This window comes from Roseivirga sp. (assembly GCF_034669765.1).
GTDB lineage: Bacteria > Bacteroidota > Bacteroidia > Cytophagales > Cyclobacteriaceae > Roseivirga.
On record NZ_JAXMOQ010000001.1, the window covers coordinates 565,925 to 581,884 of the forward strand.

The 15,960-nt window shown below is 41.5% G+C and carries 13 protein-coding genes; 5 read left to right on the forward strand and 8 right to left on the reverse strand.

Annotation, left to right across the window (positions count from 1 at the left end; all coding sequences use genetic code 11):
• On the forward strand, positions 1-1,488 hold the full coding sequence (locus VOI17_RS02440) for a M28 family peptidase (protein WP_323755642.1): 1,488 nt from the start codon (positions 1-3) through the stop codon (positions 1,486-1,488).
• A gap of 223 nt (positions 1,489-1,711) precedes the next feature.
• On the opposite strand, the gene VOI17_RS02445 is transcribed toward VOI17_RS02440, so the two are convergent.
• Positions 1,712-1,945: an addiction module protein gene (locus tag VOI17_RS02445; RefSeq protein WP_323755643.1), complete on the reverse strand. Its 234-nt coding sequence runs from the start codon at positions 1,943-1,945 to the stop codon at positions 1,712-1,714.
• 543 nt (positions 1,946-2,488) lie between these two features.
• Here VOI17_RS02445 and tnpA point away from each other — a divergent pair.
• Positions 2,489-2,941, forward strand: coding sequence for an IS200/IS605 family transposase (gene tnpA / locus VOI17_RS02450; protein ID WP_323755644.1), 453 nt, complete (start codon positions 2,489-2,491; stop codon positions 2,939-2,941).
• Positions 2,942-3,167: 226 nt separating this feature from the next.
• Here the strand turns inward: tnpA and mutS are convergent, their stop codons facing one another.
• A complete protein-coding gene (mutS, locus tag VOI17_RS02455) occupies positions 3,168-5,777 on the reverse strand; it encodes a DNA mismatch repair protein MutS (protein WP_323755645.1) in 2,610 nt (869 codons plus the stop codon).
• Positions 5,778-6,077: 300 nt separating this feature from the next.
• On the opposite strand from mutS, the gene VOI17_RS02460 reads away from it, so the two are divergent.
• Both VOI17_RS02460 and VOI17_RS02465 read left to right on the forward strand, forming a co-directional pair.
• Positions 6,078-7,001 carry a DUF4382 domain-containing protein gene (locus tag VOI17_RS02460; RefSeq protein ID WP_323755646.1) on the forward strand — a complete coding sequence of 308 codons (924 nt, stop codon included), beginning with the start codon at positions 6,078-6,080 and terminating at the stop codon, positions 6,999-7,001.
• Positions 7,002-7,134: 133 nt separating this feature from the next.
• Positions 7,135-9,561 carry a response regulator gene (locus tag VOI17_RS02465; RefSeq protein WP_323755647.1) on the forward strand — a complete coding sequence of 809 codons (2,427 nt, stop codon included), beginning with the start codon at positions 7,135-7,137 and terminating at the stop codon, positions 9,559-9,561.
• Here the strand turns inward: VOI17_RS02465 and VOI17_RS02470 are convergent.
• Genes VOI17_RS02470 through VOI17_RS02485 form a run of 4 tightly spaced genes read right to left on the reverse strand, consistent with a single transcriptional unit; the run spans position 9,558 to position 11,949 of the window.
• A complete protein-coding gene (locus VOI17_RS02470) occupies positions 9,558-9,995 on the reverse strand; it encodes a hypothetical protein (RefSeq protein ID WP_323755648.1) in 438 nt (145 codons plus the stop codon). The genes VOI17_RS02465 and VOI17_RS02470 overlap by 4 nt on opposite strands.
• Positions 9,996-10,031: 36 nt before the next feature.
• Positions 10,032-10,943: a pirin family protein gene (locus tag VOI17_RS02475; RefSeq protein WP_323755649.1), complete on the reverse strand. Its 912-nt coding sequence runs from the start codon at positions 10,941-10,943 to the stop codon at positions 10,032-10,034.
• A gap of 44 nt (positions 10,944-10,987) precedes the next feature.
• The gene (locus tag VOI17_RS02480) at positions 10,988-11,383 is read right to left on the reverse strand and encodes a DUF1801 domain-containing protein (RefSeq protein WP_323755650.1); all 396 of its coding nucleotides are present in this window, start codon (positions 11,381-11,383) and stop codon (positions 10,988-10,990) included.
• The gene (locus tag VOI17_RS02485; RefSeq protein WP_323755651.1) at positions 11,383-11,949 is read right to left on the reverse strand and encodes a DUF4287 domain-containing protein; all 567 of its coding nucleotides are present in this window, start codon (positions 11,947-11,949) and stop codon (positions 11,383-11,385) included. The genes VOI17_RS02480 and VOI17_RS02485 overlap by 1 nt, the downstream gene beginning before the upstream one ends.
• Positions 11,950-12,007: 58 nt before the next feature.
• Between VOI17_RS02485 and VOI17_RS02490 the strand changes: the two genes are divergently transcribed.
• On the forward strand, positions 12,008-12,142 hold the full coding sequence (locus VOI17_RS02490; protein WP_323755652.1) for a hypothetical protein: 135 nt from the start codon (positions 12,008-12,010) through the stop codon (positions 12,140-12,142).
• A 53-nt stretch (positions 12,143-12,195) separates the two neighbouring features.
• Here the strand turns inward: VOI17_RS02490 and VOI17_RS02495 are convergent, their stop codons facing one another.
• The gene (locus tag VOI17_RS02495) at positions 12,196-13,284 is read right to left on the reverse strand and encodes a Fic family protein (RefSeq protein WP_323755653.1); all 1,089 of its coding nucleotides are present in this window, start codon (positions 13,282-13,284) and stop codon (positions 12,196-12,198) included.
• A gap of 431 nt (positions 13,285-13,715) precedes the next feature.
• Positions 13,716-15,923, reverse strand: coding sequence for a BamA/TamA family outer membrane protein (locus VOI17_RS02500; RefSeq protein WP_323755654.1), 2,208 nt, complete (start codon positions 15,921-15,923; stop codon positions 13,716-13,718).
• Between the last annotated feature and the right edge of the window lie 37 nt (positions 15,924-15,960).

Consider the following 15,960-nt stretch of genomic DNA (forward strand, 5'->3'; position numbering starts at 1 on the left):
ATGAAAAAGACCCTCCTTTTTTCAGGTTTGTTACTGTTTATTGGTACCGCCTGTAGCCCCAAAACTGACAAAGAAAAAACCGATGCTACGGTAAATCAAGAAACCATTAAGGAACATATTTACTATTTGGCTTCTGATGAAATGAAGGGCCGAGATACTGGTTCTCCTGAAATTTTAATCGCTGCAGATTACATCGCTGATCAGTTGAAAGCATATGGAGCGAAGCCTGTGCCAGGTGCCGATGGCTATTTTCAGTCTGTTCCTTTAAGAAAGAAAAGCCCAGCAGAGTCTGCTACTTTAAACTTCTCAGGTAAGAATTTCGAATTAGGTACAAACCTGCTGGTGCTCGAAGGTCAAAGCGAAAAAGTGGAAGGCGAAATCGTATTTCTCAATTACGCATTGGCAGCCGATTATGAAGGCAAGGACGTAGAAGGAAAAATCGTGTTTGCCAAAATTGGCGATGGAGAAGCTACCGACACACGTCAAATTCTTCAATTTAGCCGTGAGAAATACCAATTGGCTTTAGAAAATGGAGCGGCAGGAATCGTGGAATTCTATAACCTTCCTACTTCATTTGAACAGGTAGGTGCTCGTTTCAGAAGTACTAGCTTGAGTATCGATCCTGATGGTGATGAAGGAAGAATCATTCCTCAGCTTTGGTTGAAGGACGCGGACAATTCGACCCAAAAATTTATGATGACGCGCAGCATCAAAAGGGCGAATATTGAAATCAAAGGAATGATCAATGAGTTGACCAAAGATAAGAACGTGTTGGCTATGATTGAAGGTACTGATCCTGAATTAAAGGATGAGTTCATTATGTTTTCAGCACACTACGATCACGTAGGCATTGGAAGGCCAGACGAAACTGGAGATTCTATTTACAACGGTACTCGCGATAATGCGATAGGTACGGTAACGGTGCTTTCTGCAGCAGAGAACATTGGTAAATACCCAATGAGAAGATCAGCGCTATTCGTGCTTTATACAGGCGAAGAGAAGGGTCTGATCGGAAGTCGTTGGATGGCTGATAACCCAATTATTCCATTGAACGAAATTGTGTTTTGCTGGAATAGCGACAACGCTGGTTATAACGACACCACCATTTCTACTGTAGTTGGCTTAGAAAGATTTACGGTAGTGCCGCAATTGATAAAAGATGCAAACACGGCTTATGGTCTTACCGCTATTGACGATCCAGCAGGTGAGCAAGGGCTTTTCGACCGATCGGATAATGTGAGTTTTGCCCGAAAGGGAATTCCAGCACCGACTTATAGCTTAGGTTTCCGCTCTTTCGATGGCGATGTAACGAAGTACTACCACAAAGCAGGCGACAATCCTGAAACTGTAGATTATGACTATCTCTATAAATTCTTCAGCAGTTATGTTTTGGCTTCGCGCCTTATCGGAAATGCCGATGAAACTCCTTTTTGGGTTGAAAGTGATAAATACTACGAAACAGGAAAAGCACTTTACGGAAAGGACTAAGCCTTTACCAAAAGAAAGATTACAAAAGCCCTTGAAAGAGGGCTTTTTTGTTTATCAACCGTCACTCCGAAGCATCGGATTCTTTTCTTTGCCTTGATTTTCTCAACTGAAAACTTTCCAAGTTAAGTAAGGCAACCTCAGAAAAATGCTAAACTCAACCGTCACTCTGAGGTTGAGTTTGAAAAACGAAACCGCGAGAGTCTGTCCGTTCGGAGCGGAAATACTAAACAACTAGCAGCTTCACTCGGTCTTTAACTTCTTCCCAACTTGAACCAGAGTTTGGGTACTTTTCATGTTCTTCAAGTCTTTCTTCCAGAAGAGCTTTATGTTGAGGGCTCAGCGTATAATCAGATTCATCTATACCAGATTGCACAATTGAATACAGCGCTTCAAGTGATTTGTCATCTGACTTGTTGATAAAATCGTGTAGTCCCTTCCTAATATCTGCGCTGCGCATACGGCTCTTTTTATCAAAAATAACGAAAATATACAAACCATTCTTGTGTATGAGTTGTCTGGTCTTCCAGAAAAATGCTAAACTCAACCGTCACTCTGAGGTTGAGTTTGAAAAACGAAACCGCGAGAGTCTGTCTGTTCGGAGCGGAAATGCTAAACAACCAACACTCCGAGACATCGGAGCTCATGGTCTATTAACCTTAACCCGATTTTTAATATGCGAAAACTCTCCAAAAGTTGATTTCTGTCAACAGAGGTAAATCACGTCATTAAAAGTCGAAATGAGAATTTCTGGAGGGTTCTACCAAGGGAGAATGATCTCCATTAATCAAGTTGAAGTTACGAGCTTGTTGGATTATGCAGACATCAAGCCCCAGCGGGGTGAAATATCATAAGGATGGGCATAGCCCATCCACGAAAAGAACTAGACTCTTAAAGCCCTGAAGGGGCGAGATACTTTGGTTTAAATATGTCCTTCTCAAATGTATTAGAAGAAATATTTTCTTTAAATTATTCCTATTGTGAATATTAGAGTAAATAAATAATGGGTCAGTCGTTAGCTCAAAATTACATACACATTGTATTTAGCACGAAACATCGTCATACTAAAATACATCCGCCTTACGAAAAGGAGTTACATCAATATATTGCAGGTACTTGCAAAGACCTGGACTGTACAGCTTTAAGAGTTGGTGGTTATACTGATCACATACATGTTTTGTGCAGGCTTTCTAAGAATATAGCCTTATCTCAATTGATTAAAGAACTTAAAATGAGTTCTTCAAAATGGATGAAAACTCAGCATGAAACCTTAAGTAACTTCTATTGGCAGAATGGTTATGGGGCATTTTCTGTCAGCCCAACGGAAGTAGATAAGGTAATTACTTATATCGAAAATCAGCATGAGCATCATCTTGTCAAGTCTTTTCAGGAAGAGTATAGAGCCTTTCTTATCAAGTACAAAGTTGACTATGACGAAAGATATGTGTGGGATTAGTATTTCGCCCCTTCAGGGCTGAAGTGACCCTTTGGTAACTTCCTTCCGAAGGACTTCGTCCTCCGTTATGATATATCGTCCCTTCAGGACTATGATATTTATAATTTTTGATAATGCTTTTCCTTCGTGATGCGTTTATCGAGAGACTTTATGTTTGGTTATGCTATCTCGTTCTATAGTTATGAGGTAATTTATCTTGGTAAAGTTAAAGCTGTCTTTGGGAATTCTACTTCTTCAACTTCCCTTTAATTTCATTCAGTTTTAGCAGTGCTTCTACAGGCGAAATGGTGTTGATGTCTAAAGTGTCTAGAATTTCCTTGATTTCCATGAAAGTAGGGTCGGCTTCAAAGAGGTTCAACTGAAAGTTGTTCTTTGGCAAATCCTTCATCTTGTCATCCGTTTGGTTGCGGATTTTATCCTTTTCTAAATGGTGCATAATTTCCGCAGCACGAATCACTACGGGGTTTGGCATGCCCGCCATTTGCGCCACATGAATACCAAAACTGTGTTCACTACCGCCTTCTTTGAGCTTGCGCATAAAAATCACCTTGTTGCCCACTTCTTTTACCGAAACATTAAAGTTCTTAATGGCTGGAAAGTCTTCTTGCAACTGATTGAGTTCATGGTAATGCGTAGCAAAAAGGGTTTTCGGTTTGAACTTGTCGTGGTTGTGCAAGTATTCCACAATGGACCAAGCGATGGAAATTCCATCGTAAGTACTGGTGCCTCGGCCAATTTCGTCCATCAGCACCAAACTTCGATCACTCAAATTGTTAAGTATACTTGCCGTTTCAGTCATCTCTACCATAAAAGTAGACTCGCCTTTCGATAGGTTGTCGCTGGCACCTACTCTCGTAAATACCTTGTCTGTAATGCCTAAAGTGGCGGCTTTGGCCGGAACATAACAACCCATTTGTGCCATCAATACAATCAAAGCAGTTTGACGTAGGAGCGCAGACTTACCCGCCATGTTGGGCCCTGTAATGATTAAGATTTGGTGCGTATGATCGTCCAGAAAAACATCATTCGGCACATAGCTTTCGCCCACAGGCAATTGCTTTTCAATCACAGGATGGCGACCTTCCTGAATATCAATGATCATTTTTTCATTGATTTGAGGGCGGCAATAGTGGTTTATTTCGGCCACGGTGGCGAAGGAAATCAAGCAATCTAACATGCCCACCACCTTGGCATTTTGCTGTACTTGAGCAGTGTATTCAGCCGCAAACGAAACCAAGTCAAGGAAAATCTGCTGTTCGATGGCCTGAATTTTATCTTCGGCTGTTAAGATTTTGTCTTCGTAGGTTTTCAGCTCTTCAGTAATGTAGCGTTCAGCATTGACCAAAGTTTGTTTCCTGATCCATTCAGCAGGCACTTTGTCTTTGTGCAAATTTGTGACCTCTAAATAGTAACCGAAAACCCTATTGTAGGCAATTTTTAAAGAAGTAATGCCCGTGCGTTCTGTTTCTCGTTGCTGAATTTGCAGCAAGTAATCTTTTCCAGAATGTGATATTTTTCGAAGTTCATCCAACTCTTCGTCTACACCATCTTGTACAAAATTACCCTGATGCACCAACATAGGCGCTTCTTCCTTCAATTGGGCTTGAATACGTTCGAGCAGCTTATCGCAAGGGTTCATTTGATCCGCAAGGGCTTGCAGAGATTTGTGTGCCGCATTGGCTGCATAACCTTGAATAGGGCGGATGTTTTCCAAGGCTTTGCGCAGTTGGTTCATCTCGCGCGGATTGATTCTGCCTACAGCCACTTTAGAAATCAAACGCTCCAAATCACCTATTTGCTTGAGGTGAATTGAGATCTGATCACGCAGTTCCGTGTTTTCTGCAAAGGCATCCACAATAGAAAGGCGCTCTTCAATTCTGCTTTTTTCCTTTAGGGGAAGCACCATCCAGCGTTTCATCAAGCGGCTGCCCATTGGAGTATGGGTGTGATCAAGAATGTTAATCAACGGCACACCACCTTCTTGTTGAGGGTAAACTAATTCTAGGTTTCGGATGGTGAATTTATCGAGCCAAACGTATTTGTCTTCTTCAATTCTGCTGATCGAAGCAATGTGCTTTACTTCCTTATGTTCGGTTTCTTCCAAATAATGAAGAATAGCGCCCGAAGCAATAATGCCCAAACCCAGGCTTTCAATACCGAAACCTTTGAGGTTGGCGGTTTCAAAATGGCGGGTCAGTTTTTCGTAAGTATAATCATAGGCAAATACCCAGTCATCTAAATGATAGGTGTTATGCGATTCTTTAAAACGTTCGTAAAAAACCTCTCGATTCGATTTACAGAAAATGAATTCCGAAGGGTTTAAACTCTGCACGAGTTTGTCTATATATTCTTTGCACCCTTGGGCAGTTAAAAACTCACCGGTAGAAAGGTCAAGAAAGGAAATGCCGACTTGGTCTTTGTCGAAGAAGAGCGAAGCCAAATAGTTGTTTCGCTTTTTGTCTAGTACATTATCGTTGAAGGAAAGGCCAGGAGTTACCAATTCAGTCACCCCGCGCTTGACAATTCCTTTTACCGATTTAGGATCTTCCAGCTGATCGCAAATGGCAACACGATTACCCGCACGTACCAATTTTGGCAGATAATTATCGAGAGAATGGTGTGGAAAACCAGCCAATTCAATGTGGCTGGCAGAACCGTTGGCACGTTTGGTGAGCACAATATCCAGCACCTTACTGGCCTTACTGGCATCTTCGCCAAAGGTTTCATAGAAATCACCCACCCTAAAAAGCAATAGTGCCCCTGGGTGTTTGGCTTTGATGGCGTTGTACTGCTTCATCAACGGGGTTTCCTTCACTTCTGCCTTTGCCTTCGCCATAAATTGAAATTGAATTTTGTGCTTCTTCAAAAATAGAAAAATCCACTGCGCTTTCAATTCTCATTTTATAAAAGTATGCAAATAGAAGGTTTCGTTTGTCAGTGAGGCGAGGGCATACCAACGAAAAGTATAGTTTGGCCGATTCCTTTTTCAAAATGACAAAGCTTTTCTCGAAGTGAAAGGAATCTCAATGTTGAATTATTTAAAAAGCCCAAAATAGACCAATGAGAAGGCTTTGGCACGCTCGGCATCAAGTTCGCCTTATGGTTATCAGTAAAATTCTAAACAAAACTGAGAGGTATGAAAAATCTAAAATTATTAGTCGCAACGCTATTAATTATTCCAACATTAATATTTGCGAGCTGCGATGACGACAATTCAAATGAACTTGATGGAACAGGAACCGCTAGACTGGAGGCAACAGATGCTGCAGTGGATGCAGAGAATATCACTGGCGTTTTCTTGTCAGTAGACCAAGCCCAATTTATAGCCAATGGGCAAGTACAGAATTCAATCATGTTTGAGTCTCCAAAAGAGTTCAATCTAATGGATTACCAAAACGGTGAAACTTATATTTTGGGTGAAACGGAATTGGAAGCAGGAGCATACGATGAAATTCGTTTAATCTTGACTTCTACCAATCAAGCCTATGTGAAGTATGTCAATGGTTCTACCGATGAAATCGATGTGCCAAGTGGATCAACTTCAGGCTATAAAATTATGGGTGACTTTGATGTAATGGCCAACGGTATGACTGAACTTGTTCTTGATGTAGACTTGAGAAAGGCTCTTGTGAAAAAAGGTAACGGTGAGTTTAATTTAAGACCAACTGCCAGATTAATTACTAAATCTACCGCAGGTATGATTAAAGGAACTGTGGATGAAGATAACATGCAAGACGCTGATAAAGTAGTTGTGTATGCTTATCTAGAAGGTACTTTTGAAGAATCTGAAATGAATGAACCAACAGAGGGTAATTCAAGGTTTGAGAATTCAATCAACAGTGCTGTAGCAAGTAGTTTAAATGGTGATTTTACTTTGGCCTTTATGCCAGAAGGAGATTATGAGCTAATTGTAGCCACTTATAAGGAAAACCAATTACTAGGTGAGTTGGAGTTTGACTCTGCCACTCAAGTTGAAGTTTCAATTGACGGAGAAACGACTTCAGTTTTTGAAGTACAAGCGAGAGTAGTAACCAACTTACTTATCAACTTATTTCAATAATTGATTACCGAAAGGTGCCCAGTTGGGTGCCTTTCGCTTTTTTTGAGTTGAACATATTGCCTGCTGAAAGGTTATCTAGCGTATATTGAGAAAGTAATTTTCAATATTTTATTTTTTTAGCGTTAGCCGATAGATGACTCGTTTCAAACTTAATAATAGACTTAGCTGGGCCTGGTTGATCAACTTGACTTTAATCGCGCTTACCGTTATTATTTCGGTGGCAGGATATAAAGCTTATCAAAGGTTGAACAACATGGTGAGTGAGCTGCAGCAAAATGCAGAGCAAAACTATAATTTATTGATCCTGAAGGATGTATCCTTTTTTGTGAATGAAATGGAAACACAAATTGATGCTTATCGAAACAGACCTAACCCTGATTATATCCGGAGTTTTAATGAGGCCTTAGACAATAGCCAGTACCTGATTGACTCCCTAGAGACAAACTATTTTGAAAGGGAAGAAATGCTCGAGCTTTGCGATTCGCTTTCCTTTTTGATCAAGGAGCGTGCAAAAGTACAAACCAAGTTGACGGCCATTAATTCTGATTTGCTTGAAAACACATTGGAAGATTTAACTCAGAAAATGGAGAAAATGCCTCAATTATTGGCCGAGGCGGATACCATCACCCCTGAAAAGAACGGCTTCTTTAAAAAAGCTGGAAGGTTTCTTACTAATGCTGTGAAAAAGAAAGAGAACAGAATAAAAGCAGATACCAGTGTAGCGCCAACCCAATCAGAAATACTCCAATCAGAAATTATGTCAGAACTGGCCAAGGCGAAAGAAGAGAGTATCGAAAAAGGCTCAGAATTACGTTATCAACTTTCTACGCTTGAAAAGGAATCGCAGGTATTTCAGAATAAAATTATCGATGTTATCAATTCGCTTGAATCTCATGAACTCGAAGAGGGTAGAGATCACGTTAAGGATATTCAGGCTTTGGCCAGCGACACCAATCGTGAAGTGGTTATTTTTTCGGCATTGTCCAGTGCGCTTTTGTTGATCACACTCATTAGCCAATTGAATTATGTAGGCCGAAATAGAAAGTACCAAGCAGTGCTTCGCGAAGCCAAAAAGAATGCAGAAGAATTGGGCGAAGCCAAAGAGAAATTCTTGGCGAATATGAGCCATGAAATTCGTACGCCAATGAATGCTATTTCGGGCTTTACCAACCAATTGCTGAAAAACGCACAACCCGGAGAACAAAAAGAGCAGCTACAAATCATTAAAAGCTCTTCCGATCACTTGCTTCATTTATTGAACGACATCCTCGATTTTTCGAAACTACAAGCCAACAAAGTAAAGTTGAACCAAGAAGCCTTCGACCTAAAATTGTTGATGCATGAAACGGCTCGCATTTTTGAGGAAATGGCCGATGAAAAGGGCTTGAAGTTAAAAACGGAGTTTGATAACATTCCGCAGTTTGTGGTGGGCGATGAACATCGCCTGCGCCAAATTATTCTGAATCTATTACACAACGCCATCAAGTTTACCGATAAAGGTTATGTTCAGTTGAGTGCTTCGGTACATGCTAAATCGGCTAATCAAGTGAGCCTGCGAATAGCGGTTAAAGACAGTGGCGTGGGAATTCCGAAGGACAAACAAGCTAGAATTTTTGAAGAGTTTGAGCAAGCCTCGGTAACCGATGAGTCCAAAGGAACTGGCCTTGGTTTGGCCATTTCGGCCATGCTGGTAAAACTTCAGAAAGGAGAATTTTTGATTGAAAGTGAAATTGGAAAAGGCACAGAAATGATTTTGATTTTGCCTTTTACCATTGGCGAAGGATTAAAAGAAGAAGTGAAAGCCAAGGATGAAAAGCTGATTCACCTTTCAGGGATTTCGGTTTTGGTAGCCGATGACGAGCCCTTCAACCTAAAGCTTTTGGAAACCATTTTTAAGAGTCACGATATCAAGTTGGTGCAGACCCAAGATGGAACCGAAGCCCTTGCCGCACTTCAAGCGCAAGTGTTCGATATTGCCATTCTGGATGTGAAAATGCCCGGCCTTAGTGGCTTAGAAGTGGTGAAGCAGATTCGAAAGACACAAGGAAATAACAGTCAAATTCCGATGGTTGCACTTACTGCCACCGTTTCGGAACAAGAAATGAAGGAGAGTTTGGACTCTGGATTTGACCGAATATTGAGAAAGCCATTTGACGAAAATGCATTGTTAGAAATGATTCGTGTGGAAACCATGAAAACTAAAATGAAGAAATCACCGGTTGCTGAAATAGTCACCGAAGTGCCAAAGTTTGACCTTTCCGGTTTGCGCGAAATGGGAGATGACGAATTTGTAAACGAAATGGTTGATATTTTTAAGTCGAGTTCTGCCCGAAGTATCGAGAACTTGAAAATGGCAATTGAGCTTAAAATTAGAGATAGCCTTAAAAACGAAGCCCATAAAATGCTTCCGCCAGCGCGACACCTCAGCGCTACCGATTTAGTGAAAGCTTTGGAGGCTTTACAAATTAAGGCAGACAAGGAAACCTTTGATGAACTCAGTATTCGTATTGCTGAAATAGAAACGATTTATAATGGAATCACAGCCGCGTTGAAGGCCTAAATATCCGTAAGCGTTTTGCCTTCTGCCTGAGCCTTTTTGTCTTTCGCAATGCCAATGGCGAGTCCTATAGGAATGCCCACTCCCATAAATGCCATGCTTCCAAGGGCTGTTCCCATGGGTATTCCAAAAATCAACATACCTAAAATCATCCACTGACCCTTATAGAAATTTGGAGGAAGTATTTCGAATTGCTTTCTCAATATATTGTAGATATTCGCCTTTAACGGTCTTAGTTGACTAAAACGAAGGGGTTCAATTTCCAGAAATTTGTCAAGTCTGTCAATGGGTTCTTCTAGTGCTTCAATCGGAATTTCGCGTGTTTTCAACTGCTCAAAAAGATGAATAAACTGCCTTATGATTTTATGGCAGGTCAAGTGTTTCTCCTCTTGAAGCTTTTCCTGAAGGCGAGTAATAAGGGAATCGTAGGTAAGCATAATTCAATTTAAAGAATCTGAACCAAATATTACCTGTTAACCCGGCAACGGAATATAACCAGTTTCACCGGGCACCATATCAAAGGCTTTGGCTTTCCAGCGTACTTTGGCCGCTTCAAGTGTGGCTTTTTCTGAGGCCACAAAATTCCAGTAGATATGTCTTTCTTCTGGAAAAGGCTGCCCGCCAAAAATCAATAAATGTGTGTTTTCTCCGAGTGTAATTTTGCAAAGGTCTTCTTCTTTCGACACCAACATATTGCCTTTGTTTACGCGTTCATCGCAGGCCATAATATGCCCTTCCACAATGCAAATTCCGATTTCCCCTGAAAGCTGACCATCAATATTCAGTAGGGCTTCGGTAGTAGATTTTACTTCCACCATAAACAATTCGGAATGAACGGGCACAGGCGATTGATGTCCAAAACCTTGGCCAGCGACTAACTTAAACTGCAAACCCTTTTCTTCCCAAGTAGGCAAATCCTCTTTTGGGGTATAAGAAAACTGAGGTTCCATCAACTCTAATTCCTTCGGAAGGGCGACCCAGATTTGATAACCGTGGGCGGTGAATTCAGTTCCGTCTCGCCTGTTTTGGGGCGTGCGTTCGGTATGCACAATTCCTTTTCCGGCCGTCATCCAACCTACCGAACCTGGAGTAACCAATTGTTCTGTGCCCAAGGTATCGCGGTGAGTAATTTCGCCTTCCAGTAAATAAGTGAGTGTAGAAAGGCCGATATGCGGATGCTGCCCAACGTCCATATAATGGCCGGGCTTAATCGTAACCGGCCCCATGTGGTCGATAAAAATAAAAGGCCCTACCATGCGCTTTTTCCTAAAAGGAATTAGTCTGCCGACAATAAAATCGCCAATATCTCGGCTGCGTTCTTCAATAATTAAACCTTGGTTCGACATGGCTTGCTGCTTTTGGGTTCCGACTATAAGTTTAATCAATGCGAATTGATTCTATCTCACCTTCCTCAAAAAATTGTTTGCAATTACCTTTTCTGGGCGTCAATTTCTGCGGCCTCAAAAAGCAAGATTCTCAATTGGTCGAAGTCGATTTCGTTCAAAGACTTGAAAGTTTTGGTGCGGACGTACTTCCTTTTTCCAGCAGCCAAATACCCATTTTCATCGGTGAGCAAATGGCCATAAGTAAATCCGAATTGCACGCCTTCGAAAGTGCCACCCCAAGGCACAGCTCCGGGCCAGATAAAGCAAACGGTTTTGCGTAGGCGAAAAAACGGCACATTGTAAGAAAGCTTCTCCTTGATTTGAGGAATACACTCATAAACCAAGCCTCTCAAAGCCTCAACGATTTTGAGTTCATGCTCAGAAAGAAAGGAGAAAAGATCATCTAAATCCTGAAAGTCAACAGGCTGAAACTTATTCATTAGCTGTTGGCATCGTAGGCTTTTTGTACCCAAGTGGCCAAAGAGGCATCTACTTCTTCCACCGAAGAAAGCCTGATTCTGTGGGTAACCATGCCGTTCCAACTGCCTGCGGCTTCTACTATTCCTGCTGGTTCAACGCCTTTTAAATTGAGGCCAATATCAACCCTCGTTTTGGTGCTGGGCTGTAATAAGGCAAACTGCTTTTTTGGGGTCCGAAGGCTGATGTAGGTTTTCTTGTAAGCAAATTCTACTTCGCCATTTAGGTTTTCGAAAAGTGCTTTGGCTTTCTTGTACACTTCCGCAATGGCCTCTTTTCCGGCCAGTAAATCCTCATCTGGATTATCAGCCACCTTGTTTTCGAGCAACTCGGGCTTTAGGTATACCTGTGCAATTAGGTTAGCAAAACCGTGGGTAACGCCATGTTCGCCTTTCAGCAGTTTCATAATTTCACCGTGTTTCTGAAGCTCAGTAGCAGCCAATAAAGTCTGCCATTCGGTTAAAGATTTGCCTGTTTTTTCGGGAAGGTTATTGATCATGGTTTGCACCATTTCTTCAGGAGTTGCCATATCGTTGGGTTTAAAAAGCGTAACTGTTTACATTTTAAACATACAAAAGATTGGGCTTGTGTGGAAACTTAATTTCATAGCGCTTAAAGCTGGTGAGCAGTTTTACTTACCCCCCTTTTTCCGTCCGACCTTCGGTACTGACGGGAAGCCCATCGGTACCGAAGGTCAGATGGGTGGATTAATGATGCAGTAGCACTTTAATCAATGCTAAAGAACCCCTATGGCCTAATTTTCTGAGAAGTGGAGTCACTTCATATCAAGAAAATAGCGTGTGCTCTTTCTTTCGCCTTTTCGAAGAAGGGCGCCCATTTCTACTAGTTTTTGCAAATCTCGGGTAGCCGTAGAGCTGGTTGTTCCAGTTATGCGGATATAGTTTTCAGCACTCAAGCCGCCTTTAAACCCTTCAATACCCTCTCTAAACATGCGCTCAATCACTTTGCTTTGTCGCTCATTGAGTTCTACATTAAAACGATGATAGAACTTCCCTTTCTGAATCAGAAAATCGATCATCCTTTGCGTATAATCTTGTGCCTCTAAGACCATTTTGCAGAAGTATTTAAGCCATTTGTTAATGTCCAGCTTAAAACTATTGGCGTGTAATGCTTCGTAGTAACTCTTTTTATCAGACTGAATGATTTGGGAAATGGCAATTAGCGTGGGGTGCTCTAAATGTTGAGAAAGTACCTTTTCAGAAAGCGCTCGGCCAATTCTGCCATTGCCATCTTCAAAAGGGTGAATGCTTTCAAAATATAAATGTGCAATGCCAGAACGGACAAGTGCATTTTCGATTTTAGCGGTGTTGAACCATTCTATAAAGGCATGCATTTCTTGTTCCACTCTATCTGATGGCGGAGCTTCAAAATGAACTTTAGGCTGATTGATAGAGCCAGAAACAATTTGCATCGGGTCGTCATGAGTACGGTATTGGCCAATCTCTATTAAATCTCTTCGGCCTCTTGTGAGCATTTCGTGCCAAGCAAAAAGCTGCTCATGATCCAAAGATTTTTTGTAGTTGGAATAAAGATCAACCATCATTTCACTAATGCCTTGTTCGGCAGGTAAAATTCTTCTTTGGTCTGTTTTTAAACCAAAATGCTTTCGGATTGAAGATTGTAACGAGTCTCGGTTGAGAACCTCTCCTTCAATTTCTGAGGTTTTAAAAGCCTCATTCATGATCAGATCGACTTTTAAAACCTCTTGATCATCAACACTAATGTGTTTCATGCTGCCTAATAGAAGACCTGCATTATGCAGAAATCGATTCTCATCACTTGAGAATTGTTCTTCATTATAAACAAAATTAGGCCAGTCTTTTTGTTGCCAGTTCCACAGCATGAGCTATAAAGTTCAGGTTTATAGCTCAATATATAGCTATTTTGTGAGCTATAAAAATATTTTTATAGCTCACGTAACGGGGTGAAATTGAGCTATAAATTTTTGGAAGATGATAAAATCTACGATTAGTCAATGGAAACGCCTGTTTTAAGTGATTGATACAATTAGGAATAATGTATTTTATCTACAATCTCCCGTCCGACCTTCGGTACTGACGGTAAGCCCATCGGTACCGAAGGTCGGACGGGGGCATGAGGCATAAGTGGATACAATAGCCATTCTTAATTTTGCATATACTAATAGAGTCAATCCACCCAGCCTCCTTCTCCAAGGAGGAGTGTTCGCAGATCATTTATGCTGCATAAGTCTTAATTACGCTATCTCTTGGGAATTTTTTTTCTAAGAGATAAATTGAAGCAGTTTGTTCTTTCCTAAAAAGGATAACCTATTCCAAAGTTGAAGAGTATTTCAGAGAGGTCGAAACCCGTGCGTTGACCAACCGGTAAATAGGGTTTGCTGAAAGGGCTCGCCAAATCAAACCGGATGACAAAGCTTTGGATGTCGACCCTTAGCCCAGCGCCATAGCCAATACCCAATTCTTTAATAAAGTCTTTACTGAATTTTCCGCCTGGCAAATCTGCATTTTCATTATTGAGCCAAACATTACCGGCATCAACAAAGAGCGCCCCTTTTAAGAAAGAGTAGATCGGAAAACGGAATTCAATATTGGCTTCTAGTCGAATATCCCCCGCTCGGTCAAAGAACGAGCCTTGATCGGTTTCGGTAGGATTATAGGACCCCGGCCCGAGTGATCTGCTTCTGAAAGCCCGAATACTAGAAGGGCCGCCAGAGAAGAACTGCCTAGAAAATGGAAGCGTTTCGGAGTTGCCATAAGGCAGACCGTACCCACCAAACAGTCGTCCGACTATGGTTTGCTTACTACTGAGGCGATAGTTATAAACAAAGTTTAAGTCAGCTTTAAAAAACTGCGCATAAGCAATTCCGAACAGTGTTTCTTGCCCATCGCCATTGCTATCTTTACTTACCAAATCCAAAGCATTTCCTGCAAACTCAAAGTTAGTCACCAGCAAAATCGGGTTTCGCTTTTTACCTTCAGTAAGCTGATTATAAATAAAGCTGTAGGTAGTACCTGTGATTAGTTGTTGTTCAAAACTACTTTGCAGAAAAGTGTTTTGGTCAAGAATTTCTTGAAACTCAGGAGTGATATTAGAGGTGTTGACGTAGTTAATATTTATGGGGTTGAACTCATGATAAATCGCTTGATTCTTTCGCCAGTTGTAACCAAAACTGGTATTCAACGCATTGAGGTTATAGAGGTCGCTGCGCTTGAATAAGTCGTAACCAAACTTGATATTCGTCTTTGGTACGGCATAAAGTACAGTATCCTTTACATTAAAAGGAATGAGCAAACGCGGTATCACCAGCCCCGTTTCAAAACCAATTTGTGTACTGCTTAGGCCTTTATTATCACCTGAACTCAGTTGCAACTCGTAACCAAAATTCCCCGAAAGGTTGAGCGTTTCTCCGCCTCGGAAAAGATTACGATTGCTGTACACCATGGCCAAGGCAGGGCCTGCAAAACCGTTCGATTTGGTCACCGCTTTTAGCTCTGCTCGCACAGACCGTTTCTTTAAAGGCGACAGGTAGATATTGGCATCTAGGCCTAAAGTGTCTTGATCGCTTACTTCATCAAAAGCCGGTTCGTAGCGAATGTTCACAAACTTATAAGCTCCGATGGAAGACAGTCGGCTACTGGTAAGGCGAGAGATTTTTGGGTTATAAATTTGGCCTTCCTTAAACAAAATGTAGGGAGTCATCCGGCTTGGTTTGAAGAATTCGGGGTCTTGAATAAAGTTAATTCCGTTTACGCTGTAGGCATCTTCCTTTGTCGCTTTGTTGTTGAATGAGTAATCTGGATTCACATACACCTTATTGAGCTTGTAAGGCAACAGCGATTTTTTTGGAACCTCTTTTTTCAACCTTAAAAACAGATTGAAACGCCTGTTATCAAATTGGTTGGTGTCGGCCTCGAAAATCAGGAAGTCCGCATTGAAGTTATAGTAACCTCTCTCTTTTAAGTAGGTGTCTATTCTTTCGCGCTCTTCCTTCATCATGTCCAAACTAAAGCGGGTACCTTCAGTGATGGTGCTTTCTTCTAATGACTGAGCAATGCCCTCGTAAATTGTGCCTGATGCGGAGTCCAATTCATACTTGGCCAAAGTATAAGGTTGCCCTAGCTCTACTTTGTATTTCACGCTGGCCAGTTTCTTTTTTGTGGTGGTAAAAGAAGACACCTTGGTGTTGAAAAAGCCATTGTTTTCTAGTCTGTTGGAGATCAGTTCCATGGTGCGACTAGAGTCTACATGCGACAAGTAAACGGGCGCTTCTCCAAATTTTCTATTCAGGTATTTATTTAAGAATCCAGGGTTTTCTCTTTGGGATTTATAATGCGCATTTAATCCCACGCGCATACCCAAAAATGTGGCGTTGGGTTCTGGTCTTAAAAGCTCCTCTAATTCCTCTTCAACCCCACCGATATTTCTTACGCTATCTGGGGCAGTTAACGTTACGCTTGAGGATTTTAAGAGGTATTCATCCGTAGGAATAAACCGCCTCACACTGCATGAACTAACCAAAAGTAGGCCTGCGAGCGAA

Bases quoted from the DNA above. Each gene is read 5' to 3' on its own strand.
- VOI17_RS02440 (WP_323755642.1), top strand. From the start codon at position 1: ATGAAAAAGACCCTCCTTTTTTCAGGTTTGTTACTGTTTATTGGTACC.
- VOI17_RS02445 (WP_323755643.1), bottom strand. From the start codon at position 1,945: ATGCGCAGCGCAGATATTAGGAAGGGACTACACGATTTTATCAACAAG.
- tnpA (WP_323755644.1), top strand. From the start codon at position 2,489: ATGGGTCAGTCGTTAGCTCAAAATTACATACACATTGTATTTAGCACG.
- mutS (WP_323755645.1), bottom strand. From the start codon at position 5,777: ATGGCGAAGGCAAAGGCAGAAGTGAAGGAAACCCCGTTGATGAAGCAG.
- VOI17_RS02460 (WP_323755646.1), top strand. From the start codon at position 6,078: ATGAAAAATCTAAAATTATTAGTCGCAACGCTATTAATTATTCCAACA.
- VOI17_RS02465 (WP_323755647.1), top strand. From the start codon at position 7,135: ATGACTCGTTTCAAACTTAATAATAGACTTAGCTGGGCCTGGTTGATC.
- VOI17_RS02470 (WP_323755648.1), bottom strand. From the start codon at position 9,995: ATGCTTACCTACGATTCCCTTATTACTCGCCTTCAGGAAAAGCTTCAA.
- VOI17_RS02480 (WP_323755650.1), bottom strand. From the start codon at position 11,383: ATGAATAAGTTTCAGCCTGTTGACTTTCAGGATTTAGATGATCTTTTC.
- VOI17_RS02485 (WP_323755651.1), bottom strand. From the start codon at position 11,949: ATGGCAACTCCTGAAGAAATGGTGCAAACCATGATCAATAACCTTCCC.
- VOI17_RS02495 (WP_323755653.1), bottom strand. From the start codon at position 13,284: ATGCTGTGGAACTGGCAACAAAAAGACTGGCCTAATTTTGTTTATAAT.